This is a genomic window from Mesorhizobium sp. M0011, from assembly GCF_040324155.1.
Lineage (GTDB): Bacteria > Pseudomonadota > Alphaproteobacteria > Rhizobiales > Rhizobiaceae > Mesorhizobium.
Map to the genome: position 1 here is coordinate 124,178 of NZ_JAMYVQ010000005.1, position 26,224 is coordinate 150,401.

24 protein-coding genes, 1 tRNA gene and 1 pseudogene are annotated in these 26,224 nt (G+C 60.6%); 8 read left to right on the plus strand and 18 right to left on the minus strand.

The window, feature by feature from the left end:
• Nucleotides 1-192 precede the first annotated feature (192 nt).
• Nucleotides 193-699 (plus strand): YciE/YciF ferroxidase family protein, encoded by a 507-nt coding sequence (locus tag NKK51_RS07720; protein WP_027036469.1) that lies wholly within the window; start codon nt 193-195, stop codon nt 697-699.
• Nucleotides 700-759: 60 nt separating this feature from the next.
• Here the strand turns inward: NKK51_RS07720 and NKK51_RS07725 are convergent, their stop codons facing one another.
• The 3 genes and pseudogenes from NKK51_RS07725 to NKK51_RS07735 form a co-directional block, all read right to left on the minus strand.
• Complete coding sequence (locus NKK51_RS07725) at nt 760-909, minus strand: hypothetical protein (protein WP_127397577.1); 150 nt, start codon at nt 907-909, stop codon at nt 760-762.
• Between the two features lie 40 nt (nt 910-949).
• Nucleotides 950-1,920, minus strand: a pseudogene (locus tag NKK51_RS07730) (SDR family oxidoreductase).
• Between the two features lie 312 nt (nt 1,921-2,232).
• A complete protein-coding gene (locus NKK51_RS07735; RefSeq protein ID WP_352552112.1) occupies nt 2,233-2,928 on the minus strand; it encodes a TetR/AcrR family transcriptional regulator in 696 nt (231 codons plus the stop codon).
• A 189-nt stretch (nt 2,929-3,117) separates the two neighbouring features.
• Here NKK51_RS07735 and NKK51_RS07740 point away from each other — a divergent pair, with 189 nt between their 5' ends.
• Nucleotides 3,118-3,600 (plus strand): RidA family protein, encoded by a 483-nt coding sequence (locus NKK51_RS07740; protein WP_352552114.1) that lies wholly within the window; start codon nt 3,118-3,120, stop codon nt 3,598-3,600.
• A gap of 69 nt (nt 3,601-3,669) precedes the next feature.
• Here NKK51_RS07740 and NKK51_RS07745 read toward each other — a convergent pair whose 3' ends face one another.
• Nucleotides 3,670-4,365 carry a TrmH family RNA methyltransferase gene (locus tag NKK51_RS07745; RefSeq protein WP_352552115.1) on the minus strand — a complete coding sequence of 232 codons (696 nt, stop codon included), beginning with the start codon at nt 4,363-4,365 and terminating at the stop codon, nt 3,670-3,672.
• A 313-nt stretch (nt 4,366-4,678) separates the two neighbouring features.
• On the opposite strand from NKK51_RS07745, the gene NKK51_RS07750 reads away from it, so the two are divergent.
• A complete protein-coding gene (locus NKK51_RS07750; protein WP_352552117.1) occupies nt 4,679-5,323 on the plus strand; it encodes a GNAT family N-acetyltransferase in 645 nt (214 codons plus the stop codon).
• A 13-nt stretch (nt 5,324-5,336) separates the two neighbouring features.
• On the opposite strand, the gene NKK51_RS07755 is transcribed toward NKK51_RS07750, so the two are convergent.
• The 7 genes from NKK51_RS07755 to NKK51_RS07785 all read right to left on the minus strand — a co-directional run bounded on the left by NKK51_RS07755 (nt 5,337) and on the right by NKK51_RS07785 (nt 13,008).
• A complete protein-coding gene (locus NKK51_RS07755; RefSeq protein WP_352552119.1) occupies nt 5,337-6,155 on the minus strand; it encodes an MBL fold metallo-hydrolase in 819 nt (272 codons plus the stop codon).
• A gap of 3 nt (nt 6,156-6,158) precedes the next feature.
• Nucleotides 6,159-6,953, minus strand: a complete 795-nt coding sequence (locus NKK51_RS07760; RefSeq protein ID WP_352552121.1) for a TatD family hydrolase — start codon at nt 6,951-6,953, stop codon at nt 6,159-6,161.
• Nucleotides 6,953-8,503, minus strand: a complete 1,551-nt coding sequence (gene metG / locus NKK51_RS07765) for a methionine--tRNA ligase (protein ID WP_023811953.1) — start codon at nt 8,501-8,503, stop codon at nt 6,953-6,955. Before metG ends, NKK51_RS07760 begins: the two co-directional genes overlap by 1 nt.
• A 141-nt stretch (nt 8,504-8,644) precedes the next feature.
• Entirely contained in the window at nt 8,645-9,700 is a 1,056-nt protein-coding gene (locus NKK51_RS07770) for a DNA polymerase III subunit delta' (RefSeq protein WP_352441502.1), read from the minus strand.
• Complete coding sequence (gene tmk, locus NKK51_RS07775; protein ID WP_023811951.1) at nt 9,697-10,371, minus strand: dTMP kinase; 675 nt, start codon at nt 10,369-10,371, stop codon at nt 9,697-9,699. The genes NKK51_RS07770 and tmk overlap by 4 nt, the downstream gene beginning before the upstream one ends.
• Nucleotides 10,372-10,508: 137 nt before the next feature.
• Nucleotides 10,509-11,672 (minus strand): D-alanyl-D-alanine carboxypeptidase family protein, encoded by a 1,164-nt coding sequence (locus NKK51_RS07780; protein ID WP_164892962.1) that lies wholly within the window; start codon nt 11,670-11,672, stop codon nt 10,509-10,511.
• Nucleotides 11,673-11,775: 103 nt separating this feature from the next.
• Entirely contained in the window at nt 11,776-13,008 is a 1,233-nt protein-coding gene (locus NKK51_RS07785; RefSeq protein ID WP_352552123.1) for a septal ring lytic transglycosylase RlpA family protein, read from the minus strand.
• Between the two features lie 376 nt (nt 13,009-13,384).
• Between NKK51_RS07785 and NKK51_RS07790 the strand changes: the two genes are divergently transcribed.
• The 5 genes from NKK51_RS07790 to NKK51_RS07810 all read left to right on the plus strand — a co-directional run bounded on the left by NKK51_RS07790 (nt 13,385) and on the right by NKK51_RS07810 (nt 17,156).
• Nucleotides 13,385-13,720: a hypothetical protein gene (locus NKK51_RS07790; protein WP_023811948.1), complete on the plus strand. Its 336-nt coding sequence runs from the start codon at nt 13,385-13,387 to the stop codon at nt 13,718-13,720.
• A 468-nt stretch (nt 13,721-14,188) separates the two neighbouring features.
• A tRNA-Ser gene (locus NKK51_RS07795) sits at nt 14,189-14,278 on the plus strand.
• A 110-nt stretch (nt 14,279-14,388) separates the two neighbouring features.
• Nucleotides 14,389-15,705, plus strand: coding sequence for an integrase (locus NKK51_RS07800; protein WP_352552125.1), 1,317 nt, complete (start codon nt 14,389-14,391; stop codon nt 15,703-15,705).
• Between the two features lie 615 nt (nt 15,706-16,320).
• Nucleotides 16,321-16,755, plus strand: coding sequence for a hypothetical protein (locus NKK51_RS07805; protein ID WP_155930582.1), 435 nt, complete (start codon nt 16,321-16,323; stop codon nt 16,753-16,755).
• Between the two features lie 200 nt (nt 16,756-16,955).
• Nucleotides 16,956-17,156 carry an HGGxSTG domain-containing protein gene (locus NKK51_RS07810; protein WP_352461333.1) on the plus strand — a complete coding sequence of 67 codons (201 nt, stop codon included), beginning with the start codon at nt 16,956-16,958 and terminating at the stop codon, nt 17,154-17,156.
• Nucleotides 17,157-17,609: 453 nt separating this feature from the next.
• On the opposite strand, the gene NKK51_RS07815 is transcribed toward NKK51_RS07810, so the two are convergent.
• From NKK51_RS07815 to NKK51_RS07845, 7 genes are all read right to left on the minus strand, one after another.
• A complete protein-coding gene (locus NKK51_RS07815; RefSeq protein WP_352552127.1) occupies nt 17,610-19,586 on the minus strand; it encodes a D-apionate lactonase family protein in 1,977 nt (658 codons plus the stop codon).
• Nucleotides 19,583-20,677, minus strand: coding sequence for an ABC transporter ATP-binding protein (locus tag NKK51_RS07820; protein WP_023811943.1), 1,095 nt, complete (start codon nt 20,675-20,677; stop codon nt 19,583-19,585). The genes NKK51_RS07815 and NKK51_RS07820 overlap by 4 nt, the downstream gene beginning before the upstream one ends.
• Nucleotides 20,678-20,688: 11 nt before the next feature.
• On the minus strand, nt 20,689-21,495 hold the full coding sequence (locus NKK51_RS07825) for a carbohydrate ABC transporter permease (protein ID WP_245273237.1): 807 nt from the start codon (nt 21,493-21,495) through the stop codon (nt 20,689-20,691).
• Nucleotides 21,496-21,536: 41 nt separating this feature from the next.
• Nucleotides 21,537-22,538: a carbohydrate ABC transporter permease gene (locus NKK51_RS07830; protein WP_352552130.1), complete on the minus strand. Its 1,002-nt coding sequence runs from the start codon at nt 22,536-22,538 to the stop codon at nt 21,537-21,539.
• Between the two features lie 27 nt (nt 22,539-22,565).
• Nucleotides 22,566-24,221, minus strand: a complete 1,656-nt coding sequence (locus NKK51_RS07835; protein WP_352552131.1) for an extracellular solute-binding protein — start codon at nt 24,219-24,221, stop codon at nt 22,566-22,568.
• Between the two features lie 122 nt (nt 24,222-24,343).
• Nucleotides 24,344-25,396 (minus strand): NAD(P)-dependent oxidoreductase, encoded by a 1,053-nt coding sequence (locus NKK51_RS07840; protein WP_128304507.1) that lies wholly within the window; start codon nt 25,394-25,396, stop codon nt 24,344-24,346.
• Between the two features lie 14 nt (nt 25,397-25,410).
• Nucleotides 25,411-26,187: an HpcH/HpaI aldolase family protein gene (locus tag NKK51_RS07845; RefSeq protein ID WP_352552133.1), complete on the minus strand. Its 777-nt coding sequence runs from the start codon at nt 26,185-26,187 to the stop codon at nt 25,411-25,413.
• Between the last annotated feature and the right edge of the window lie 37 nt (nt 26,188-26,224).

The following is a 26,224-nucleotide window of genomic DNA, read 5'->3' on the forward strand; positions in this document are numbered from 1 at the left end:
AGAACGTGTGATCGAGACAAAGGCTCCCCACCGACCGGATCACAGGTCTGGAGAAGGGGACGGTTCGCCCTCGGAAATCAGGAACTCCTTCGGCGCCGGTACGTTGACCAGACAAGCCGGGAACCGTCCCGGTCTTGCTGGCGGCAAACCCCGTCGCCGAAATCCACACCAAGTGCAATGAAAGGTAAGGCCATGGGCTTCTTTTCGAAGGACATCAAGACACTCGACGATCTCTTCGTGCACACGCTGCGCGACATCTATTACGCCGAAAAGCAGATCGAGAAGGCGCTGCCGAAGATGATCGACAAGGCAACCGACCCGCAATTGAAAGCCGGATTTGAAAAACACCTCGACCAGACGAGGGGCCATATCGAGCGCGTCGAACAGGTGTTTGAGTTGCATGGCGTCAAGGCCAAGGAGGTCAACTGTCCGGCAATCGACGGCATTCTCGAGGAGGCCGACGATGTGAGCGGTGATGTCGATGACAAGGAGGTTCTCGACGCGGCGCTGATTGCTTCGGCGCAGGCCGTCGAGCACTATGAAATGACCCGCTACGGTACGCTCATCGCCTGGGCCAAGCAACTCGGCCGCACCGACTGCGCCAATGTGCTGACCAAGAACCTGAAGGAAGAACAGGCGACCGATCGCAAGCTCACCGAAATGGCGGAAAGCAAGATCAACCTGCAGGCAGCCGAATAAGGCTGCAATCCGGCCGGCTGGTAACTCGGCCGGCCGGATTGCCGGCAGGTTTCCACTCCGTCAGCGAGACGGGTCGACGCCCAAGGCCGCTGATTGCTTGCGCAGCGCCTCATCGTCATCCTGCGGCACATGCCGAGCAGATCCTGCAGTTTCCGTGTAGATGCGGTACGCTACACAAGCGAGCGCCACCATGAAAAGCAGACGGCCCATCCATCCTACTCCTTGGTTACGGATTTCGTTTCGGCCATCCTCAGTACCCTCCGACGACCGGCAAGATCTCGCCGGTGATGTAGCTCGAGCAATGCGGCGAGGCGAGGAACACATAGGCCGGCGCGAGTTCTTCCGGTTGCGCAGGTCGCTTCATCGGCGTGTCCGCGCCGAATTTCGAGACGTCGTCGGCTTCTTTGTCCGACGGATTGAGCGGCGTCCACACCGGACCCGGTGCGACCGCATTCACCCTTATGCCCTTGCCGATGAGATTGCCCGACAGGGCCCGCGTGAAGGCATGGATGCCGCCCTTGGTCATCGAATAGTCGACCAGCTGTTTTGAACCGTCGATGCCGGTTACCGAACCGGTGTTGATGATCGCCGAACCGGGCTTCATGTGCGGCACCGCTTCCTGCGCCATATGAAAATAGCCGTAAAGATTGGTCTTCAGCGTCGTGTCGAAATGTTCTTCGGTCAGCTCGCCGAAATCGCTGGAATGGATCTGGAACGCAGCGTTGTTGACCAGCACGTCGATGCGGCCGAATTTTTCAACGGTCTCCATGACCGCCTTGTGGCAGTGGCTGCGTTCGCTGACATCGGCCTTGACCAGGATGCAGCGTCGTCCCTCCTTTTCCACCGCTGATTTGGTCTCTTCGGCATCCTTGTCCTCGGCCAGATGACGATCGCGACGTCGGCGCCCTCGCGGGCGAACAACACCGCCACCGAGCGGCCGATGCCGGAATCGCCGCCCGTGATGAGCGCTACCTTTTGGTCGAGTTTTTTCGATCCGAGATAGTAGGGCGCATCGTACAGCGGCTCCGGCTCTAGCGCCCATTCGTGCCCCGGTTTGGGCTGATGTTGCTCGGGGAAGGGGGGCTCGGGATATTCACGGGCGCCGGCCTGCATGGCGCCTTGCTGCTTCCCATCGCCTTTCAATTTGTCCTTGGCATCGACGCCACGTTGGATATGGCGCTGCTTGGCCGCTTCACCGGCTATTTCCGACTTCATCTGCATGATCGTCTCCTTGGCTTGGAGAGGAAACAACGCATGTCAGGCAAAAAGGTTTGCGCAAAAGATCGACTGCCGAGAGGATTCCGACCATCGTCTGGCAATGCGCAACGACGACATCGCCAGCAGCAACAATTCAGCTGCAATGCAGCCGCGCCAGCCACCGCCGCGACGGGATCGAGCACCCGGGGGGCTTGCCCGCTGCCTGCGCCGCCTTGGCGGCGAGCCAAATGTGATGATGTGGAGGGAAGCTATCGCGTCCAACTGGCATGCGCAAAGCAGTGCCATCCATTCTGCTCCGGGCGTAGCCGCCGGAATCTATCTTGGCGAGAGGCCATCGAGCAGGAAGTCCAGGCCTTTTCGGAAAGTGCCGTCCCAATCGTTGTCCAACAGCAGACGAGAGCGTTCGATTGTCGGATAGTGTTCGCTGAGATGTGTAAGACGCTGCTGTGCGGCTGCTCTGTCTTCTTCCGAGAGGTCGAAGCTTGCCCGGGTGAGGGTGGCGCCCATCACATAATTCCAGAGCGACCATATCGCGGCGTTGAGATCCGCGTCTGCAACACCGGCTCTGGACAAGGTCTTGCTCAGCATTTCCAGGCGACTGAGGATGTTCGGGCCAAGCGCCCGTCGCGGCAACAGCGATGCCGACCAAGGATGGCGCAACATTCTGGCGCGCCAGTTTTCGAGCATATGAACGACGTCTCCGCGCCAGTCCGGAGACTCACCTGTTTCAGGCGATGCGCGATATTCGAGCACCGAATCGAGTGCTAGATCAAAGACATCCTCCTTGTTGTCGACGTGCCAGTATAGGCTCATCACACCCGAGCCGAGGCGATCCGCCAGCCGACGCATTGTCAATCCGTTTATGCCCTGGGCGTCCAGCAGTTCCACGGCGATCGCCACGATACGCTCTCGAGACAGCGGCGGCTCGCTGCTCGCCTCCTGCACGGGCTGGAGCGGCACGCCGATCCGTTGAGCCCCTTTGCTCCGGGCATCGCTGCGTTTGGCTGCCATCCGTCTTCCTCACTTTCAGAACGTCGATTTTGACCGGCAATGCGACGAATGTCGATCTTGAACGATTGACTCGTACGATGTACCATACGATGACTCGTACATCGCACGATTCACGTGGCGATTTGGTTAAAGTTCAATCATGCAGGCCGCGAGGCAGATGCTCGCAGTCCGCAAAGCCAAGAGAAAATCATGTCACGCGCAATCAAGCATCTGCTTATCGGAGGGCTAATCATCATGACCATTGCAGTTCCCACTGCGTCGACGGCGAACGATCTCAAGCTGACCATCGTCAATCCACAGACGCTCTACGACCCGTCGCCGAATGGCTACAGCACGGCCGTGATCGCACCGCGCGGAGCTCGGGTGGCTTACATTTCCGGGCAGGGCGGCCAAGACAGTACGGGAGCCTTGTCACCCGATTTCGCTATCCAGGTTAAGCAGGCCTACGCAAATCTGCGTGCCGCGCTCGAGGGCGTCGGCGCCAGGCCGGATCAGGTGGCGAAGCTCACGGTCTTCGTGGTCGACCACGACATGTCCAAGCTCGATGTGTTGACCAGGAACGTCAAGGACATGTTCGGCGAGGCGCTGCCGGCGCAGACACTGGTTCCCGTTCCCAAGCTTGCCATCGACCCCATGCTGTTCGAGGTGGAAGCCACCATTATTCTGGAATAGGGGGTCTGATCGCCCCAACTGACATGGGGTCGAGCACGCCGCCGACAGCCACGCGTTGGAACCACCAATTCATTTTGGCTCGTCAGTCCGTTCAGTTTCGCTCGAAGCAAAGCCGTCAATTTCACGACGCATTACAGTAGGTAGTGGCTCAGCGCGTTTTCCCTTCCGTCTTCCGCGGCGGAATTTGCTCTGATATTCACGTCGCTGTTTCGTGATTTCGTAGAGAACGATACCCGAACTGGTCCCGAGGTTTAGGCTCTCGATCATCCCGAACATTGGGATTGCTACGCACATCTCGCTGCGCTCGACCGCGAGGGTGCTGATGCCCCGTTTCTCATTACCGAACCAGACAGCGAGTTTGGTGTGCTGGGTATAATCGCCCTCGTGCAGGAAAACGCTGGTCTTTCCCTTTATATGCGGCGAGGTGACGACGGACACAAAGCCATGTTTTTCCAGATGGCTGAGGCAGGCGGCAGTGCTGTCGAACCGTTTTACAAACGTCCATTTGACGGCTGATACAGACGTTTCCGAAAGCGATTTCCGCTGGCGCATTTGCTGCCAGTCATCGGGAAGTGCTTTGCGTGGATCAACGATATAGACTCTTTCAACGCCCAGAGCATTTGCGTTTCGAATTACCGTTCCGATGTTCCTGATATCATTCGGATCTTCGACAACGGCTACCAAGTTCTTGCAGCGAAACGATTTGACCGCAGCCGCACGCCTGCGAACCGATGCTCTGGGTTTCTGAGCCTCAAGGGTTTCCATGAGAGAGGTTCTTACCAGAGGCGCATCTGAATCCAAGGCCCGTGGCGACTCTATCGCCGCCACATCAGGAAGTCGCATAAGATAGATTATGGAACTAACGCATGGGCCAGGAACTGTAAGCCACCGCTGATTCTCATAGGCTTGAGCCGATTGTGCCGTATTGCCTTGAGCGGATGGCCAACGCTAGGCTGTCGAAATGAAGATGGCAAACAGCGGGATCGAAGCGGCGGTCGAGGTGTTCGTGCATGGCTTCAGTGCCGACAGAAGCCGCACCTTTCCTTACGTGGCCAGCCGTGTTGGGCCGTTGTGGCTGATGCGCGACGCCGAGCGCAAGAATCCTCGCGACTACCGCGGCGAAGAATGGGTCGTCCATGACGTCGCCGCTCAAGAGGCCGATGCCATCGTGCGGCAGCATGCACGGCCGGGCTTTGCCATTTCCGTTGTGATCGCGAACGAGGATCCGGACGGGCCGACACGAACCGCCTACAAAGCTCTCGGCTACCGACTGCTTCGGACCGAAGGCTTTTTCGTCCACCGGTTGCGCCGGATTCCGAGCCCGCCGGCGGTTGCTTCGATCGAACGCGTGCAGACAGCCGAACGGGCGGCGCAGTTGGGAAAGATGATCCGCAGGCAGCCGATCCCGGATCATTTGCTCGGCGACAGCGCGCCGTTGCGCCAGTATGTGGCAGTCGATGGCGCCGATATCGTTGGGCGCGTGCGCAGCTTGGATGCCGTGGAAGCCACGTGGTGTTCGAGCATGTATGTCGAGCCTTCGCACCGGCGTCGCGGCATTGGCCAGGCTTTGATGTCGAAAATGTTGCACGACGATCGGGCGCGCGGGTCGAGATACTCGGTGCTGGCTGCAACCCACGCCGGGGCGCTGCTTTATCCCCGGATGGGCTACGAACGGATTGGAACGCTGCTGATATTCGCACCAATGAACCGAAAGCCTGTATGAAAGTCTATTCGCATCACGCTGATTCGTAAGGGATTTCAATCGCCATCCCATCATAGGCCGGCTCGACGTTGGCGGGTGTCTCGGCCATCACCGTGGTGTAGTCGAGCGGTACATGCATATGCGTCAGCACGGCGTGTCTTGGCGCCAGCCGCTCGATCCATTCAAGCGCTTCGCCAAGGGACAGGTGACTTGGATGCGTCCGGTATTGCAGCGCGTCGATGATCAGCACGTCGAGGGCGCGCAGCCGTTCGGCGGTGGGCTCCGGAAAGTCGCTGATGTCAGGGCAATAGGCGAGCCCGCCGATGCGGAAACCGAGCGATACGATGTCGCCGTGGATCTGCGGCAGCGGCTCGAGGGTGAGGGTACCCCCTTCTCCTTCGATGACCACCGGCCTTGTGTGGTCGATGAGATGCGGCCTGACGATCGGCGGATAGGAACTGCCTTGCGGCGTCTCGAAACAGTATCCGAACGCTTCCCGCAGTCGAAGCATCGTCGCCCTGTCCGCATGGACGTCGATCAGCTGGCGCTGATCGAGAACGAAACCGCGCAGATCGTCGATGCCATGGATATGGTCGGCATGCGGGTGGGTATAGACGACCGCATCGACACGTTTAACGTCGGCCAGCAGCATCTGCTGACGAAAATCCGGCCCCGTGTCGATGACGACAGTCGTGCGGCTGCCGTTCGCCGCGATCCGCTCGACGAGTGCGGCGGCACGCGTGCGCCGGTTCTTGGGGTTGTCGGGGTCGCAATTGCCCCAGTCGCCGGTGATGCGCGGCGTACCTGGGGACGAGCCGCAGCCGAGAATGGTGAGGCGCAGCCGGTCGGTCATCGTTCAGGCACTTTGCTCTACAGGCCGCGGCATCTTGCCGAACAGCCGGAAGAAATTATCCGTGGTCAGATCGGCGATTTCAGCTTCGCTTACGCCGATGGTTTCGGCCAGCACCTTGGCGGTATGGGAGACATAGGCCGGCTCGTTGCGTTTGCCGCGAAACGGCACGGGCGCCAGATAAGGCGCATCGGTTTCGACCAGCAGTCGGTCATGCGGGACATCGGCGGCAATGGCACGCAACTCGGCTGAATTTTTGAAAGTCAGGATGCCCGAGAACGACACGTAGCCACCGAGAGCGACGCCCACCTCGGCAAGCCGGCGTCCTGAGGAAAAGCAATGCAGGATGAAGGGGAAGGCGCCCTTCCCTGTTTCGTCTTCGAGAATATCAGCCATATCGTCGTCGGCGTCGCGCGAATGGATGACCAGCGGTAGGCCGGTCTCGCGCGCGGCTGATATGTGGGTGCGAAAGCCTTGCGCCTGCGCATCGCGGGGCGCTTTGTCGTAGAAGTAGTCCAGCCCGGCCTCGCCGATGGCCACCACTTTCGGGTGCACGGATAGCCGCACAAGCTCCTCGACCGTGATATCCAGCTCTTCGGCCGCATTGTGCGGATGAGTGCCGACAGAGCAATAGACTTCGTCGAAAGTTTCAGCGATCTCAAGTACTTGCGGAAACCGCCTCACGCGTGTCGAGATCGTCACCATACGGTCGATTCCGGCGGCTAACGCGCGGGCGACGATGGCCGCCCGCTCCTCGGCGAAGTCGGGAAAGTCGAGATGGCAGTGACTGTCGACGAGCATCAGACGTTCGCGTCCGGCTGTTCGACATAACGTGGAAACACCCCTTCCGGTACGGGCAACGCAGTGCCGGGCACCAGCGCATGGTCAGCATGGACATGCGCGAAAGCGCGGCTCTCCGCCGGCACCGCCAACAGGTCGAGCAGTTTCGCGGCCGATCCCGGAGTGAAGGGTTGACACAGTACCGCCACGCGGCGCACGACTTCGGCGGTCGTCCACAGCACCGTTTCCATGCGCGCAGGGTTGGTCTTTTTCAACGCCCATGGTGCCTCGCCGGCAAAGTAGCGATCGGCTTCCGCCACCACGCCGAAGATCGCCGCCAGCGCCAGATGGATGCCCTGCTCGGCCATCGCCTTGCGCGCGATGTCGAGAGCGGCGACGGCCTGATCCAGGATTGCTCTGTCTGCATCCGTCAGGTCGCCGCGCTGCGGCACCACGCCGCCGCAGTTCTTGGCGATCATCGACAGCGAGCGTTGCGCAAGGTTGCCGAGGCCGTTGGCAAGATCGGCATTGGTGCGGTTGACGATCGCGTCATGGCTGTAGCTGCCGTCGTTGCCGAAGGGCACCTCGCGCAGGAAGAAGTAGCGCACCTGGTCGAGGCCGTAGTGCTCGACCATCGCGAATGGATCCACGACGTTGCCAACCGATTTCGACATCTTCTCGCCGCGGTTGAACAGGAAGCCATGCGCGAAAACGCGGCTCGGCAACTCAATGCCCGCCGACATCAGAAATGCCGGCCAATAGACCGCATGGAAGCGGACAATGTCCTTGCCGATGATGTGCGTGGCCGGCCAATAGCGCCATTGCTCGGCCTTTGTGTCGGGATAGCCGGCGGCGGTGATGTAGTTGGTCAACGCGTCGACCCAGACATACATCACATGTTTGTCGTCGCCGGGCACCGGCACGCCCCATTTGAAGGTGGTGCGCGAGATCGACAGATCCTTCAGCCCGGACTTGACGAAGCTGAGCACCTCGTTGCGGCGCTCGGTGGGACCGATAAAGTCTGGCTGGCTCTCATAAAGGGCCAGCAATTTTTCCTGATAGGCGGAAAGCCGAAAGAAATAGCTTTCTTCCTCGTTCCATTCGACGGGCGAGCCGAGCGGTTCGCGACGCACGCCATCCTCGCCGAGCGTCGTCTCGCTCTCGTCGAAATAGGCTTCCTGGCGCACCGAATACCAACCGCTATAACGGTCGAGATAGATGTCGCCATTGGCGGCCATCGCCTTCCAGATCGCCTGACAGGATTCGTAGTGGCGCGGTTCCGTCGTGCGGATGTAGTCGTCGTTCGAGCCACCCATCGCCTCGGTCATCGCGCGGAAAATCGCCGAATTGCGGTCGGCCAGCGCCAGCGGCGTTATGCCTTCCTTCTCGGCCGTTTGCTGCATCTTCAGGCCGTGTTCGTCGGTACCGGTCAGGAAGAAGACGTCCTTGCCGTCCAGGCGCTGGAAGCGTGCCAGGGCGTCGGTTGCAATGACCGTATAGGCGTGGCCGATATGCGGCTTGCCGTTCGGATAAAAGATCGGGGTGGTGATGTAGAACTTGTCGCGTGACATGAAGGAACCGTCATGAATGTCTGAATGGAAAGGCGTGGCGGTGGATATCGTATCGAGGCAGCATTTGCCATCCCGATGCCAATGCATGCCGCCCAAAAGTGGCCCCGGTTTTGGGGGCAACGGCATGCATCGGGAAAACCGTCACATTCGCATTGCAGAATTCAGGCGGTCGATCATGATCAGGGCGTGCTGCTTCTTGTCGAGATTGTAGGTATCGGTCTCAGATATAGCGTCCAGCGCCTCATGCCAAGTGTCGGACAACGTTTTGGCCCGTGCGAGATCGCCCGCCAGTGCTGCCTGACTTGCCGCGTCCGACAACAGGTCCAGCGCCCGGCGGTTGAAGATATCGAACTGGATCGCCTGATCGCGGCCAGCCACGGCTTCGGCGAGGCGAAACGCGCCGCCGACATCGCTCTTTCTGCCGGTGACCAGAGCGTCGAGCGTGGAGGCGATCTCCAGCCCGCCATACTGCGTCAACAGGATCGCGTTCCGGGCGCTGCCCCCTGCCCGCCCGACCAGTGCCGCGCGAGCCGCCGGATCGTCAGGCGGCGCGGGCTCGGTCGTTTCCAGCACCGTCATCAGGTCGTCGGCGTCGAGCGGGTTCAATCGCACCACCTGACAGCGCGACCGGATCGTCGGCAGCAGGCTGCCCGGCGCGTGGACAATCAGGATGAACAGAGTCCGTGCCGGCGGCTCTTCAAGATTTTTCAGCAACGCATTGGCCGCATTGGTGTTCATGTCATCGGCGGGGTCGACGATGACGACCCGATAGCTGCCGTCGTGCGAGGTCAGCGACAGGAAGCGGCTGACCTTGCGTATCTCATCGACGGTGACGACTGTCTTGAAACTCTTGGTCTTGTCGTTCAGCGGCCGGGTCAGATGCAGCACGGAAGGATGCGCCCCGGTGGCGATCTGGCGAAACAGCGACGAAGCCGGATCGGCAGTGGCAAGGCTTTCCGGCGCCTGCGCAAAATCCGGGTGCTTCAGCAGATGATGCGCAAGGTGGAAGGCGAGCGTCGCCTTGCCGATGCCGACTGGCCCGGAGAAGATCAGCGCATGCGGCAGCTTGCCCGCACGATAAGCGGCGGTGAGCACGCCTGCAGCTTGGCTATGCCCGACCAGAACGGGCGTTTCGGAGGGCTCCGGCACGCCGTCGAGCGTGTCGTGCTGCTCGGGTGCGATGCGTTCGAAGATCATGCCGGCGTTGCCTGCCTGTCGCGTGCCGGCGTTCTCGCCGCCAGTGCCGCGAACACCGCCGCGGTGACGACGTTCTCGACCGCGTCGGGCTCGGCGGCTGCGTCGACGACGATGCAGCGCTCCGGCTCGGCCTTGGCGATCGCCAGAAACGCCTCGCGGCGGGCCTGATGGATCGCCAGCGTCTCCTTTTCGAAGCGGTCGGCGACTGCCTCGGTGCCGCGCCGCAGCGTTGCGCGCCTCAGGCCTTCCGCCGGATCGATGTCGAAGATCAGCGTCATGTCCGGCATCATGCCGTTGATGGCGACCTGCTCCAGCGCATCCATGAACGCCGAATCGATGCCGCCGGTGACGCCCTGGTAGACGCGCGAGGAATCGAGGAAGCGGTCGCAAAGCACGATGGAACCACGCTCGACCGCCGGCCGGATGAGCTGCTCGACATGATCGGATCGCGCGGCGGCGAAAAGCAGCGCTTCCATCTTCGGTCCGAACGGTTCGGCCGCGCCCGAAAGCAGCACATGCCTGACGGCTTCGGCGCCCGGCGAGCCGCCGGGTTCGCGGGTAAGCAGCACATCGTATTTCTTGGCGCGCATCTTCCTGGCCAGCCGCTCGATCTGCGTCGACTTGCCTGCCCCCTCGCCGCCTTCGAAGGTGATGAAAAAACCGCGTGCCAACCGAGAGGCCTTCTTGTCCATGGCTGAATGGGATTGTAGCGCTCTAGATAGTCCGCGTTCGGCCAAACGTCCATGCCGTCAATTTTTGCCCTTGTGCAGTCGCCCCCAAAACCATGGCTGGTTTTGAGTGATATGCGTTATCGCAGCCAGCCGACCGCCAGTTCCTTGACGGCATCGAGTGCGCGCTGCGGCAGCGTGCCGACGCCGATCGATTCGGCGGCGAAAAGCGGTGTCTCCTGGCTGAGCGTATCGCCGATCCAGACGCGCAGCGCACCCACCGGCTGCCCCTCCTCCACCGGTGCAGCAACCGGGCCGTTGTAGACGATCCTGGCCGTCAGCTTGTCGCGGTTGGTGATCGGCAGGAAAATGTCGATCGGACCCTTGGCCTTCAGCGTCACCCCGGATTTCGCTCCGCCGAAAACCTGGGCTTCTCCAACCACCTCGTCCTTGGCGAAAATTTCAGTCTTCTCGAACGAGCGGACACCCCAGTCGAGCAGCTTTCGCGCTTCCTCGGCGCGCTCCTTGTCCGAGGCCAGCCCGCTCATCGCCGCGATCACGCGGGTACCATTGTGGCTGAGCGAACCGACGATGCCGAAACCGGCTGCCTCGCTCGCACCGACCGCCAGGCCGTCGGCGCCGATGTCCATCGCCAGCAGCGGATTGCGGTTCCTCTGTGAGATCTTGTTCCAGGTGAAATCCTTCTGGCTGTAATAGCGATAGAGATCCGGATAATCGCGCCACAGGTGCAGGGCGAGCTGCGCCAGCTCGCGCATGGTCGTCTGTTGGCCATCCGCCGGCAGGCCGGTCGAATTGACGAAAGTCGACGTCTTGAGGCCGATCTGGCGGGCCCGTTCGGTCATCTGCGCGGCAAAATTGTCCTCGGATCCCGACATGCCTTCGGCGATGACGATGCAGCCGTCATTGGCCGCCTGCACGGTCACGCCCTGAATCAGGTCTTCGAGCCGGATCGACGACTTGAGCTTGGCGAACATTGTCGATGTTCCCGAAGGCGCGCCACCCTTGCGCCAGGCGTTTTCGCTGACAACGAACGTATCGTCGAGCTTCAGGCGACCGGACTTGATGGCGTTGAAAACCACTTCCATGGTCATCAGCTTGGCCATCGAGGCCGGCGGTATCGGCTTGTCGGCATCCTTGGAAAACAGCACCGTCCCGGTCTCGGCGTCGATCATGAAGGCCTGTGCGGCCTTGGTCTCGAACAGCTGCGCACCGGCCGGAGCCTGGAAAAACAGCAGCAGGCCAAAAACCAGAAGCCCGGCGAGCGGGAGCAAGCGCAATTGCATGATGTTCGACCCGTTGGCCGGCACCGCCGGCAAGCCCGCAAAAAGTATCGGGCTTTTTGCACGGCGGATCAACCGCGTAGCGGAAATCCAGCCTGGCTTGTGCTCAGTTGCGCACAGCCAGCGCATCGGGAGCGCCATGCGACCAGGCAGCCTGCAGCAAATCATCCAGGTTGTGATGGCCATCGGGATAGAGATTGACCGAATACCAATCCTCGCCGTCGAGTTCCGAACGCTGGATCTCGATCTTGCCGAAGGCGGCAAGCTGAGCGGCAATACGGTTGGCTTCTCCGGCATCCTCGAACGAACCGGCAGCAACGTAGTCGGTGGACGGACCGGCCGGTGGCGGCTGCCGCTTCCACGATTGGAGCACGTCGGCCGGCGACATGCCGTCGCCACCCATTGCGGCGAAGGCATTTGAGGCGCGTTCGACCCGCTCGTCGGCATAGGACAGCGAGGCCACGGCAAACGGTGATTGCGGCGGCAGATTGATCTGCGGGCGCTCCGGCACGATCGGGCCGAAATCCGGAAGCGCCAGATCGCCATAGGCCGAGGACTGCGTCGACATGACCGGCTGGACAGCGCCGGAATCGGTCAACTGGCCCGGAAACGGCACGGCGGCGGCGCCCGCAGGCAGGCTTGGCGACGGCCCGTTCATGGCGACCATGACGCCGGTCGGCAGTCCATCCGACGGGTCTGGCGCCCTGTTGCCGGGATGGTAGGAAGCCATCAGATACTGGTCGTCATCGCCGTCGAGCGGCGCGCGGCCGACATATTCGACCTTCACCTGAGCGGTGCCGGTGTTGGCATAGTCAAGCATCTGGGCAGCGCGCTCCGAGACATCGATGATGCGGCCTTCGTGATATGGGCCGCGATCGTTGACGCGAACGATGACCGAACTGCCGGTCTTGAGATTGGTGACGCGGGCATAGCTCGGCAGCGGCATGGTCGGGTGCGCCGCCGTTAGATGGGTCATGTCGTAGACTTCGCCATTGGCGGTAAGCCGGCCATGGAAGGCGTCGCCATACCAGGAGGCCAGGCCGACCTTGGCGTAGCGCTTGTCTTCCCGGGGGTAATACCACTTGCCGCGGACCTGATAGGGTTTGCCGAGCTGATCCCTGCCGCCGCCACGTTGGATGCGCCCATTCTGGGAGATCACACGCGGGCTTGCCTTCACGCCATATTCGGATTCGGCGAAATATTCTTTGGAGCGGGTCTTCTTGTAGACCATCGCTTTCGGCTCGGGCTGCGACGCACACGCCGCCAGCAAGGCGGCCGACATGGCGAACAACGCGACTGCAGCAGCGCGACGAAGACGCGGTTGCGTCACAGCCTGCATTTTCCTGATGTCCCCTTCAGTCTTGACCTAGACGTCGTGTCCAACCGTCGAAGAAGCCGAAACACTCACCCGACCAATACAACGACGCCTTTGAACCCCGATCCTTTGTGCGCAGGAATTGCTTATCACGGTATTAACCGATTGTGGCTGCAACCGGGCAAGATTGTGGCGTCTCCACCGTGAAAGCCTTCTGAAAAGTAACGGTTTTCGTGCTTCCACGCGAGAGATGTGATGCCCTCTGCCACAGAGAGCCTGGCTTCGCTCCTGCCGCCCATGCCTGCCGTTGACCAAGCTTTGACGGGCAGCGGACCGACCGTCGGAACAAAGAAATGCGCCGCTAGTTTCTTCCGCAGGGCACTCGAACAGAAGGACGAGCATGATGAAAATGGCTTCATTGACAATCGCGATCGCAATGTCACTTTCTGCCGGGTCTGCGATCGCCGCATGCCCGGACAAGTCGGCTTCCAACGCAGGGACGGATTCCGAACAGACCGCCGGTATTTCGAAAGATGGAACTCATGCGCCTTTAGAGACCCCGAAAGCGTCGGATAGCGCGGGCAAGCCAGCCGCCAAGGATGGCGCCACGATGCCGTTGGCGGGCGCCGAAGGCGGCGGCGACAAGAATCTTGCAACCTCGCAGCAGGACATTGAGGCGCAGCAGCATGGTGATAAGGCCGCGGCGGCAAAGGCGGACGAAAGCTGCAAAGACTGAGGAACACGCAGGCCGGAGCCGATTTGCAGCTTCGGCCTTCCTCACGAGCAGCTGTTCCCTTGGCGAACTGAATTTTTTGGGGAAATGCCGCAGCTCTCCCAAGAGGTTGACCTATAGGGATTAACCCGCCCCGCCCGGTTGCAAGGATGGTTCTGGCGATAGCTGGACTGCGCCCTTGCCTGGGGCGCTGCATGGAAGCACTGCAGCGCCTCACAATCTCGGGCAACGCCCGCGGCGGGCTTCTTCTTCATGCACCATTGGACCGCGATGGTCCCGGTGCTCGATCCCGACAAGCTCAGAGTCTGCCCAGGACAGCAGGAAGCGACGCAGCGGTGGTTGACGCAGCCCTCAATGCCGCTTTACAGGAATGAGGCGTGAACCAGCCGGGAGCGCCTTCGGTGCCAATCCGGTGCCAACAGGCCAAACGGGTTGGCCCCCGCGCTACCCAAGTGGTTGAAAAATCACGATGGAGGAATGGCCGAGCGGTTTAAGGCACCGGTCTTGAAAACCGGCGTGGGTGCAAGCTCACCGTGGGTTCGAATCCCACTTCCTCCGCCAACTGGCGCCCCTGCAACCCACCTTTTTAGCATTTTGAACCTCCTATTGACCTTGCTCGCGCAACATGCCCCTTATTATGTGTAACAATCTGTGTAACGCCAGGGGATGGAATGGCGCGGAAATATCCGCCAAAGGCGCATAAGCGCGACGGCACCTGGTACCTCGTTCGCCGTGTTCCGAAGGAATTCGCCGAGCTCGATCGCCGCGTCCTGGTCCGCATCAGCACCGACATTCCGATCGTAAACGATCCCCGTGGCATTCGTGCCAAGGAAGTAGTGCAGCGCCTCCACGTCGAGCTCGATGCGTATTGGGGAGGGCTTCGCGACGGTCAATCTGGCGAAGCTCGCTTGCGTTTCGAGGCGGCCCAGCAGCGGGCGAAAGCCCTGGTCTATCAGACGAATGCCGAGCTCGCTGAAGGCGCGCGCGATGATATTGTCGACCGCATTAGACTGCTCCTCGACAGGAACGTCATTGAGGACGAGCGGGAGGTGGCGGCCGCCCTGGGTGGTGAGGAGCGGCCGGCGATCCGCCTCACGGGGCTGGTTGCAGAATTCGAGAAGATCGAGGCCCAAAGCCTCAATGCCATGTCCCCGAACCAGCTCCGAAAGTGGCGCAATCCGAAAAAGCGCGCCGTTGGCAACCTTATCGAGGTTGTGGGCGACATGAACATAGCCGCCCTCACCCGGAGCCACGCCATACAATTTCGCGAGTGGTGGCAGAAACGCATACGCGTGGAAAGTCTCGACATCGGCACCGCAAACAAGGACATCGGCCACGTGTCGAAGATGCTGACCACTGTCGACATGGCACATCAGCTGAATTTGCCGCCGGTGTTCAAGAAATTGCGGCTATCGGGACAGGTCGCGGTCCAACGAGCGGCTTTCGAAGCGGCTTTCGTCCAAGACAAGATCCTTGCCGACCGCGCGCTGGCGGAACTCAACGAGGAGGCCCGTCACCTTGTGCTGCTGATAGCGGACACCGGCATGCGTTTGTCGGAGGCGGCGAACCTTCTGCCGCACCGCATCTTGCTAGATCACGCGGTGCCACATGTGCAGGTGAGGCCCGATGGACGCGTGTTGAAGACAGACCACTCCCTGCGCGACATTCCGCTCGTTGGTTGCGCGCTCGCCGTAATGAAGCTCCACCCCAAAGGGTTTCCGCGCTATCTCGACAAGGCCGACTCGCTCTCTGCCTTGGTCAACAAGTTTCTTGACAATGCGAATCTCCTGCCGACTGATGACCACTCTCTCTACAGCCTGCGGCACACATACGAGGATCGGCTGACGGCCGTGGAGGCGCCCGAAAAGGTCGTGGCCATGCTGATGGGCCACAAATGGCATCGGCCAAAATACGGTTCTGGCCCGACGCTCGAGCAAAAGCAGTTCTGGCTGAAGAAGATCGCGTTCAAACCGCCGGCGCATCTTTGACCTCCCGCGCATCATTGCGGTGAGGACCGCCGCGTTATCATCGTGGCGCGCTTGAGCTCGACGGCGCGCTCCAGATGCTCGAACAACGGCACGTATGCGCTCTCAGGGGTACAGTCACGCTTGTATATGCGGTGCTCTCCGATTAATGGCCGTGAGCCGAGAACAAATCCGAGAGGCCGAAGGATGTATGGCGATGTCGTTAGGGAAGAACTCAATCTCCAGCCTTCGGCCCTCATCCGCTCCGAAGCTGAGTACATCCTCGACTTCCGTGATGCTGACGCCCTCTGAGCTCGACTTGCTTCGGCAACAGTCGAAAGAGACGGGCGACTTCGCGCGAAAAGCCTTCGAGGGTCTACGCCCCAAGGCAGCGAAATCGGCCTATGCGGCTGGGGTGCCGTCGACGGTGACACCGAGCAGACGCGCCTGAGTTTGGAGCGACCGGACGGACACCGCCGGCGGCTACTACACGCCTAGAGACGCAATCGTACCGCGCTGGACAGCGGCCGGCCCAATGCGGCCTACCACGAGGCGTTCCACCGCCTGCAGGCGCTGTTTCTCACCGATGCCGAGCCTCGGCTAAGATTTCTACGACGCTGGACGGGATCGAAGCGGCCCGTGCTTTTGCCAGCTCTGGAGAGCCACCATTTTTACGTTTACCTGCTTACGTCTCCGTACCAGACCAGTGGGGGCTGCTGTCAGCTCCCCGATGCTCATGCCATTGCAGAGAGCCGCCTAAATGAAAAACAGCTGTCATTGGCTCGAACTGTCCTTATCGAAGATCGTTTTGTCATCTACGATCCAAAGACTGAAGAATATTTCATTATCGACTGGTTCAAAGATAACCCGCCGATGGGTGAAAAACATCGGCTTGGCGTGATAATGCAAATCGACAAGATTGTAAGCAAGCGAGTTCGTGGAGCGGCGCTATCCGAGCTTGAGCGGCTTTGCCCAGTAAAGCTAAAAGATGAATCAGAGGTACTCCCATTCAAATCGGGTATTCATAATACCGCAATCGTCCGAAATGCTGGGTCTTTGAAACGCTCTCAGTGAGCCATCCTATCGAGACCCTGTCGCTGCCCTACCCTATCGATACCCTATCGACACAGAGACAGAGATAGAGACCATACAAGACGGAAATCCAACGAAACAAAAAATCTTACCTAAACCATTTTGAAAAATGTTTGCCGCGAGCGGCGAAGCTACCCTGTTCCGCGTTGGAGCGAAGGATCGAACATGGAGGACAGAACCAGTTGGCCCAAGACTACACCGAGACATGCGAAGCTAAAACTAGGAGGGGGACGGAATGCAGAAACGCAGCTGTGCCTGGAAAGCTCAGATGTCGGTTTCATGGTGGGCTGAGTACAGGCCCCACATCCCAAGGAGGAAAGGATAGGATAGCCGAAGCGCAGCGGTATCGTTGGGAGAGGTGGAGAGCTGCGGCTGATTCCTAGCAAATTGGCTTGGCAATCGTCGGCGCTCAACGAATGACTTGACTCCTCAACGAACATATTCGGACGGGTTTGAATGGGTCAACAATCCGCTTGAATGAATCAAGATGCAAACGGTGCCACTCCATGGGGTGTTACGATTATGTTGACTTTTGTTGACCTGAAAATCGTTTCGGTGAACGGGTTTCCAGGCACATGCTGAAGCGCACGTAGTGGCCAGGGGGCATTGAGGCGCGTGAGGCTTGCCCGGCGCAGCCAGAGCAAACCAGGCTCACGGACGTTTTGCACGGCAGACCAGGTCTCAATCATCTGCTGCTTTCGCGCGCTATGCCTTTGAATTGACCAACGATGGGGTTGGGGGTCAAAGCGAGATGGATCCCAAGCGCGGCCTTAGGGCCTCATAGAACTATCACCCTCATCTTTGTTGGGGTTTTGGCCAACTAAGCGAAGATCGGGCTAGGCCGAAGACGGCCGATCGAGGTCGACACGCGCGACGGCGTAGGCGTCAAGCGAGATGAATTGGTCATCCAGCGGTCTTGCGGAAATTTCCATGAAGTTGGGATCGGTTGCCGCCTGCTCGAACTGCTCGGCGCCGAGAAGAGCAATACGGGCGCTGCTCGGCGCATCCGAAAGCCGCACAGATTGCGTCTTGGCGGTGAGGTTAGCGACCCACAGGGTCACGCCCCGATCGTTTTCAGCTGCGATCGTCACAACGCCGTCAGCGCCGAAAGTTCCTACGGACAGCAAGGTGGCTCCGCCGAGCTTTGAGAGACCAGCCAAGACATGGAAAGCGGGATAGACCGTTCGGGAATCCTGCTGGTCAAACCATGGCTGCACGAAATCAGCCTTCCTATGGATTTGGCCAAATGGACCGGTGAAGTCACCGAAGACGACGGCCTCGATGCCCTCGCGAGCGCATGCGGCGAAATAGCCGACGATCCAGGCCGCATTGAACAGCCCGCGCTGACGAGGATCGATGCGCGATAGGCAGACGCGACCATTCGCTTCGTTCTGCGCCGTGGAGGCACCGTAAGGGTTCTCGCGGCAGCCGAGCTGACTGGGACCCACACGCAGCGGCAATTCGCCCATGAAGGAACGGGCAGAGCGGATCAGGTGGGGAATGGCCTCAAGCGTCTCCATCACTGACACATCGTCGGCAGCGTGCACGCTTGGACAGGTGGTAAAGGTCGCGTAGTCGAGCGCCTCGCTTGGCGGGCGCTTGCGATTGAGCTCGGTGAAGTACGCGGCCATGCCGCCGCCGACCGGTACACCCGGGAAAGCCCGGCGCGCTGCCGAGTAGCTTTCCTGGAAGCTCGGCATGGCCGGCCATGCTGCTCCCGGCTGTACCGATTTCATGTCCTGCGCCGGAAAGACGCAGATAGCTTCTAGATTGAGGCCGAGGCGACGGACAGCATCCGCGACCGGCTTCAACTCGCCGAAGGGATCCAGCGTTCCCCTGGTTATGATCTCCAGCACGACGCTTGCACCAATCAACCGGGTCAGCGCTGCGTACCGTTCAAGTTCATCGTGGCCGTGCCCGAGACGGAGATCGACCTGGCAGGCTATCCACTGCGGAGCCAATTGCCGAATTAGATCGGAGTTTCCAAGGGCGTGCCTGGCCTCGTCGGCGGCGACGCCGACGCCAATGCGAGGCACTCGGCCGGCCGGTCCGCCAATCGTCACTTTGATCGGCGGGTCAGGATTTTCAGACATCGGCGCAAGAAGCGTCCCCGACATATGCAGCCGGACGGCCTGGGTGAATTTCTGGCCCTTGGGCAGTCTGTAGGGCCACGGGCGACGCAAGGGACGAACATAGGTTTTATAGGATGCGTCAGACCAATTGCGTTGATCCTCCATCTCAAAGGCATCACCATCCATGATGCAGGTGGCCCAGATCCCAGGCGCGATCTCATGTGACAACGCGCGCACGTCGGTGAACGGACATTCCGGATCAATAAAGTCCGGAAAATGCGAAAGCCTTTCGAGACCATCTTGATGCAGGACCCGCACCGGCTTGCCGGCCAAATCTGCTATGGGATGCAGCACGACGAAGCCGGTCCGGTTGGTCAAAAGGTCGGTCTCAGGCTCTGCTTCTGTCACAAACGACAGCGCACCATCGCTACTGCCCGAGACGCGTGCCCGGTAAACCAGGCGGCCGGATGTTGCGGCACATGTTGCACGGTATTCAATGGCGAACGCATCCGGCCTCTCGTCGATCCGCAGATCATCGAGAACGGGGGTACATGTTCCCCAGTTTTCGTCCCGTACAAGAAACGAGATTCCGCGCAAGATCTCGATCGTCCCGATGCGGATGTAGCGCAACGCCCCATTGTCGAACGCGACCGACAAGGATCCGGCGCGCAGTGTGCGCAGCGGTGCCTCGTGCTGTTCGGTGCCACATAAGCGGACTGCCAGGGAAGCTGTCGAGGTCAAATTGCCCGCTCCGTCGTGGCGTCGAAGATCGAGGCCCGGTTCATGTTGATGTCGATCGCAAGCTTCTCGCCCGGACGGCTGACGTCGTGCGCCTGCAGCTCAGCCATCACCGGCGCGCCAGCCAGTCGGAATGTCGCGTAGCTGCGCGAGCCGGTCGGCTGCAGCAGGTCGATCGTTGCCTCATAGCGAAACGTGCCCTGCTCCGGTGTGGCAGTGTGCGCCCGAGTGAGATGTTCTGGCCTCAACCCGAGCAGCACCTGCTGTCCGTCTGCGACGCCCTTCAGCCCCCTGCCCGGCGCTAAGGGCAGCAGCGCGTCCGCTAGCCGGATGGCGGCGGCGCTTCCGTCCAAGGCAAGGTTGCCTGGCAGGAAGCTCATCCGCGGCGAACCCAGAAACCCAGCGACGAAGGTTGAGGCCGGGTGCTCGAACAACTCGAGTGGCGCGCCCTGCTGCTCTATCAACCCGTCGCGCATCAGCACGATGCGGTCAGCCAACGTCATCGCTTCGATCTGGTCATGGGTGACGTAGATCATCGTTGTGGCAATGTCCTGGTGAAGGCGTTTGATTTCGCCGCGCATTTCGTCGCGAAGCTGTGCGTCGAGATTGGACAGTGGCTCGTCGAACAAAAAGATGAGGGGGTTGCGGACTATGGCGCGGCCGATGGCGACGCGCTGACGCTGGCCACCGGACAGCTGACGCGGAAAACGCCCCAGCAAGGGAGTGATGCCAAGCATGCGTGCCGCCTCGGCCACGCGCACCTCGACCTCTGGCTTCGGCATCTTGCGAGCCTTGAGGCCGAAGCCAATGTTCTTGGCCACGCTCATATGCGGATAGAGCGCATAATCTTGAAACACCATTGCCACGTCGCGATCGCGCGGCCGGAAATCATTGACCACTTCGCCGCCAATCTCGATCGTGCCTTGTGAGCTCTCCTCCAGTCCTGCGATGGTCCTCAGCAGAGTGCTCTTGCCGCATCCGGAGGGTCCAACCAGGACAGTGAACTCGCCGTCGGGGATGTGGAGGTCAATGCCGCGCACCGCATGGAAGGCGCCGTAGCGCTTGTGCAAGCCGGTGATTCTGACTTCGGCCATGCCTTCCCTTCCTATCCGCGAACGGCGCCGAGCGTCAGCCCGCGCACGAGATGTCGTTGAGCAAGCACTCCAAGGGCGATCGATGGCACAAGGGAGACAATGGCAAGGGCTGCGGCTTCACCATATTGTGCGCCCTGGAAGCCGATGAAGGCTCGGAAGACCGTTGGCAGCGTAAAGGCAGTTCGGCTGGTCAAAATCAGAGCGAAGAAGAACTCCGTCCAGCAGGCAATGAAGGCGAAGACAGCCGCCGCGACGATGCCTGGTGCTGCGAGCGGCACGGCAACGCGCCAGAACGCCTCCCATCTCGTGCAGCCATCGACGAGGGCCGCCTCCTCCATCGACTTCGGCATGCCGCGGAAATAGGCAAACATCATCCAAACCGACACCGGTAGCGTGAAGACCGTGTAAGCTAGGATCAGCCCGATATGGGTGTCGTACAGCCCGACGCCACGATAGATAAGGAATACCGGCAGGACGATGCCTATCGGTGGCAGGAAGCGCTGCGACAGGACCCAGAAGGACAGATGCCGGCCGCCCGTGTTGTAGCGCGCCAGACTATAAGCCATCAGCGTGCCGATCAGTGCCGAAAGCACCGTCGCCGAAAGCGAAATAATCAGGCTGTTGATAAGCCCGTCGAGACCGCGATAGGTGAACAGCGCAGCTTCGTAGTGGACAAGCGTCGGTGCGGCAGGGAACCAGACAGGCGGTACGGTGAGGTAGTCGTCGCTGGGCTTGATGGAGGTGTTGAACATCCAGTAGAGCGGCCACAGCACAAACACCAGGAAGAACCCCAGCAGCAGAATTCGGCCGATCGGCAACGACCGGCGTTTCCTGCGGCGGGCGGGCGCGACGGCGGCCATTAGACCGGTTCTACCTTCAAGAGCCGACGCACCAGCAACGTCACGATGAGCGCCGTAAAGATCAGGAACAGCCAACTTCCTGCTGTTGCTTGCGATAGATGAAACTGCGTGAAGCCGACGGTATAGAGATAATAGGAGGCCGTGTAAGTTTGTGTTCCCGGGCCACCGCCTGTCATGATGAAAATGGTATCGAACATACGGATTGCGTCGAGCAGACGGAAGGTCAGGGCCAGCAGCATCATCGGCCCGAGATGCGGGAGCGTGATCGCCCAAAAAGCCTGCCAGGCGTTGACGCCGTCAAGTTCTGCCGCCTCACAGAGATTGGGTGGGATTGCGGTCAGCCCAGCGAGCAGGATGACGAACATGAACGGCGTCCACTGCCAGACATCGGCGATGATCAGCGAGATATAGAGCCACGGGCGCTCCGTCATCCATCCTATCGTAACCTCCTGCCCCAATAGTTGCGTCAGGATATAGTTGGTCGGTCCGAAAGGCCGCTGTAAAAGCAGCGTCCAGGCCTGGCCGACGATGACCGGGCTGATGAACAGCGGCACGATCAGGATCGACATGATCACACCGCGGCCCGGAAAGCTGCGCACCATTGTCAGCGCCACCAGGAGACCGAGCACGAATTCGATAGCGACGCTGATGCCCGACAGCCATGCTGTCAGCAACAGCGACCAACGTGCTACTGGATCGAACACGACCCGCTCAAAGTTCTTCAATCCGACAAAGGCGTGGCCCGGCACCTGGAAGTCGTAGTTGATGAAAGATACCACCAGCGAGAACAGAAGCGGATAGATCGAGAGCGCCAATATCAGCAGCACCGCGGGCGCCACCAGCAGCCACTTGAAGTGACGGTCTGCCCATTGGGCAAAGGCAGACAGCCGGGGCGGTGCGCCGGCGGCCTTCAAGCGACGGATCGTGGCGGTGGGCTGCATAGGCGTATCCAAAAATCGCCGCTTAGCGGGGAGGTGTTGCGAGCCAAGCGCCCGCAACACCAATTGCTCCAGACAGCATGCCTCCCCTCAGAGGGTGACCGCCATGCCAAGTTTTTCCACCGTGTTGTCGGCAGTGGCGCCAGGCAGTTTCAAGAACTCGGTGTAGAAGCCTTTCTGCGAATCCACACCCAGTCGGTCGGTCGTCTCGTTCCACTCGGCGGCGGCCGTTTCAAGCGACGCCTTCGCATCCGCCCCAGCCCACACCGCGGTGCACATGCGGTCGATGCTCAAGAAGTAGTCCTGCGCGCCTGGCATGATCGGATCGAGCAGACCGACATTTGCCGAGTTGTTGAGGTTGGCAAGGTACTCCTTGGCACTGGGGAAGAGCGCGCCGTAGAGCTCGGACTTGAAGTGCGAGATGCGGTATGGGTCGCGTAGCGCATAGGGCAGCATGCAACGTGCCAGCGAGACGGGTGGCGAGCATACCCATTGCATGAACAGATACGCCGCCTCTGGGTTGGGCGAATCCGCGGACAGTGCCTTGTTGTAGCCGGTCGCATGTTCCGGATTTCCCGGAACGACGGCATAGCCGACCTTGCCAGCGATCTGCGACTGCGGAATGAAGTTGATTGCCGTGGCGGACTGCGAATAGTTCGCCGCCATACGGCCGCTAGGAGGCCAGGAATAGATCATCGCGACTTTGCCGGTCAGGAAAGCCGCCCACAAGGAAACGGCGTCGAGCTCGTTGTTGCCGGGGATCGAGGCCTTGTTTGCGGCGAGCATGTTTGTCAGCGTCTTGACGCCGGCATCCGACACCAAGCCGGCCTTCATGTCGTCTCCGAACAGTTTTCCGCCGTTGGCGCGGTACTGCTGCAGAAAGTCGAACTGATTGCCAGGGCTGCCCGCCTTGCGGAAATGTCCCGCGCCATAAACCTTTGGCGCCATCTGGTCGGTAATGAACTGGGCGATCTGGGCATATTCTTCCCAGGTCTTCGGCGGTCCAAGCTTGGCGTTGAACTTCGCCTGGTAAGCCTCCACCATTTTCGGATCCTCGAAGATGTCCTTGCGGTAGTAGAGAGCGAACATGTCGCCGTCGTCGAAGAACCCCCAGATCTTTCCCTTGTAGGTCGGCAGCGCCTTGTACAGGGGATGATAGTCCTCGAGGTCTGCCGGGTTCATGTATTTGGCGATGTAGTCGTCTAGAGGGGCAATGACGCCGCCATCGGCAAGCGACGGTGTCCAGGCCGGCGAGATGTCGAGGATGTCATAGGCACCCGAGCCGGCGATGTGCTCGGCGACTGCCTTGGAGTACTGGTCAGGGTTCGACAGTTCGACGACATTCGACTTCATCCCGGTAAGCTGCTCCCACATCGGCCCACTGAAATTGCGCGGATCGAGTGCCTGCAGGCCAGCCTCGTAGGTCATGTTGAGGGTGACGCCCGAATGCGCCTTGGCCGCCTCCGCCGCGCGAAAGGCGGAACCGTCCGCCGGCCCTTCCTTCGATGCTTTTAGGGCTGCGGCCTGCGCCTGGCCGAGCGGCGACGTGGCGTCCGCCAATTCCAATGTTTGCTGCGCCATCGCCCAATCCGTCATCATCCCCAGCATCGGGCCGGACACGGCCAACATGCCGGTCATCTGACCGAAGCGGGTGATGAAAGTTCGGCGGGTGGTTTCGCCGCTCATGAAGGCGTCGACCTCTGCTTCGAGACCTGCCTGAAAGTCACGTTTTTCACGATCGTTCATAGTGCTTGGTCCTCCCATTTCCATTTGCTTCACTCGTCCGCCGGCGCTGCGGTCAAGCACATTTCCTCCCGTAAGGTCGCCGCAAAGGGGCCGCGGCGGCGCGCCCAAAAATCAGTGTCCTCCTAGGTTCCGAAGCGGGCGGCGAGCCCCGACAGCCTGGTCTTCCACAGCTCGCTCGAAAGAACCTCGCGATTGACCACGCCGCGCGGCTCCCGACCGCGCTGCACCTCCATTACCGCTTTGACGTCGGCGGCACCGTTGCCGGCAAAGCACTGGTCGGTCCAGCAAAGTGCGTGCGGCGCCAGGATCACATTGTCGAGTTTGAGGATCGCATCGTCTGCGTCGGGAGGCTCTTGTTCCAGCACGTCGAGACCGGCGCCGGCGATGCGGCGCTCCTGCAGCGCTTGCGTCAGCGCTTTCTGGTCGACGATCGGGCCGCGCGCGGTGTTGATCAGGTAAGCTGTCGGCTTCATCAGGGCGATCCGCTCAGCGTTGACTATGTGGTGGGTCTGAGGCGACAGGGGGCAACTGACCGACAGCACGTCGGCGCGGCGAAACAGATCCTCCAGCCCGACCAGCTCGACGCCCAGGTCGGCAGCAACCCTCTTGTCGGCAAACGGGTCATGGGCAATGAATTGCATGTCAAAGGGCTTCGCCAAGCGGAAGACCTCGGCACCGATGTTGCCGATGCCCAGTGACCCAAGCGAACGCCCGACGAGGCCGACCCCCATGTGATCGGAGCGCTTCTCGAAACCAACAGACCCTTTGCGGGTGAGCGCGTCCTTTGTCAGCAGTTTGCCGGTCAGTGCCAGCATGAAGGTGATGACGGATACGGCGACGGGGCGTCGCACGCCATCGGGCGTGATGACCAAGGCAATGCCGGCTGCGGTGCAGGCCTCAACGTCGACAGTGTCGTAGCCGACCCCGAAGCGGGCAACGACGGCCAGGCGTCCGCTCCTGGGGACACTCGTGGCATCGAAGCGATGGGCGAGGAGGATCAGCGCATCGAAATCCTCAAGTTGGTCGGCGCGAAGCGGACTGTTTGACTCCAGGAACACCATCTCGACGCCCGTCGCATTGCGCAGTGGCACCAGATCGAAATCTGGGTAGGTCGGCGAGCCGTCCGGCTTGCGGAAATCACCGGAAAGCGCCACCCTGAATTTTACGCTGTCCATCGTCTCCTCCGCTCCTATTCGCACCCGGCGCGGATCTTGGAAACCGCGTCGGCGATCGCGTCGTGCAGAATCCAAACGTCGCCTGAATAACAAATAAAATCAAAGCCTTGTGCGTAGAAGTCGTGTCCCTGCGCGACGTTGGGAACCAAGCGTCCAAGCGATTTGTTGTGCTTCTTGGCGGCGGCAACGATTTTGGCCATTGCAGCAGAGAAAGTGGGGTGGGCGAAGTCGCCAGGAATGCCGAGCGAGACGGACAGGTCGAAATGTCCGACCCACAGACAATCGACCCCGTCCAGTCCCGCGATGCCCTCAATGTTCTTGACGCCGTCGGCGGTCTCGATCAGGCAGATGAATGTCGAGCGCTTGTTGGCGGCTGAGAATTTATCAGCGACCGAGCCCGGACGGTAGCGGTCATGAGCGATCTGCAGCGCCACGCCGCGGACGCCGGCAGGGTGATATTTCATGGAATTGATGATGTGCTGCGCCTGCTCGACGGTACTCACCATCGGGGCGATCAGGCCTTCGGCCCCCATGTCCATGGCGCGGGCAAGGAAATGGTAGTCCTGCGATGGCACACGCACCATAACCGGCAGGTCGGCCGCTTCGAAATAGCGGATCGCACTCTTCACCGTTTCCAGGCTGAAGCCCGAATGCTCCATATCGAAAAAGACGAAGTCACAGCCAGCGGACTTCAGGATGTGACCTATACCCGGCGTCGCGAACTCGGCGACGAGCGTACCAAGTTTGACCCGCCTGTGAGAAGTTAACGCCCTGAGACTTGGCTCTGACATGCACTTCCTCCCGTTCGCCCAAAAGGGCCAATCCGCC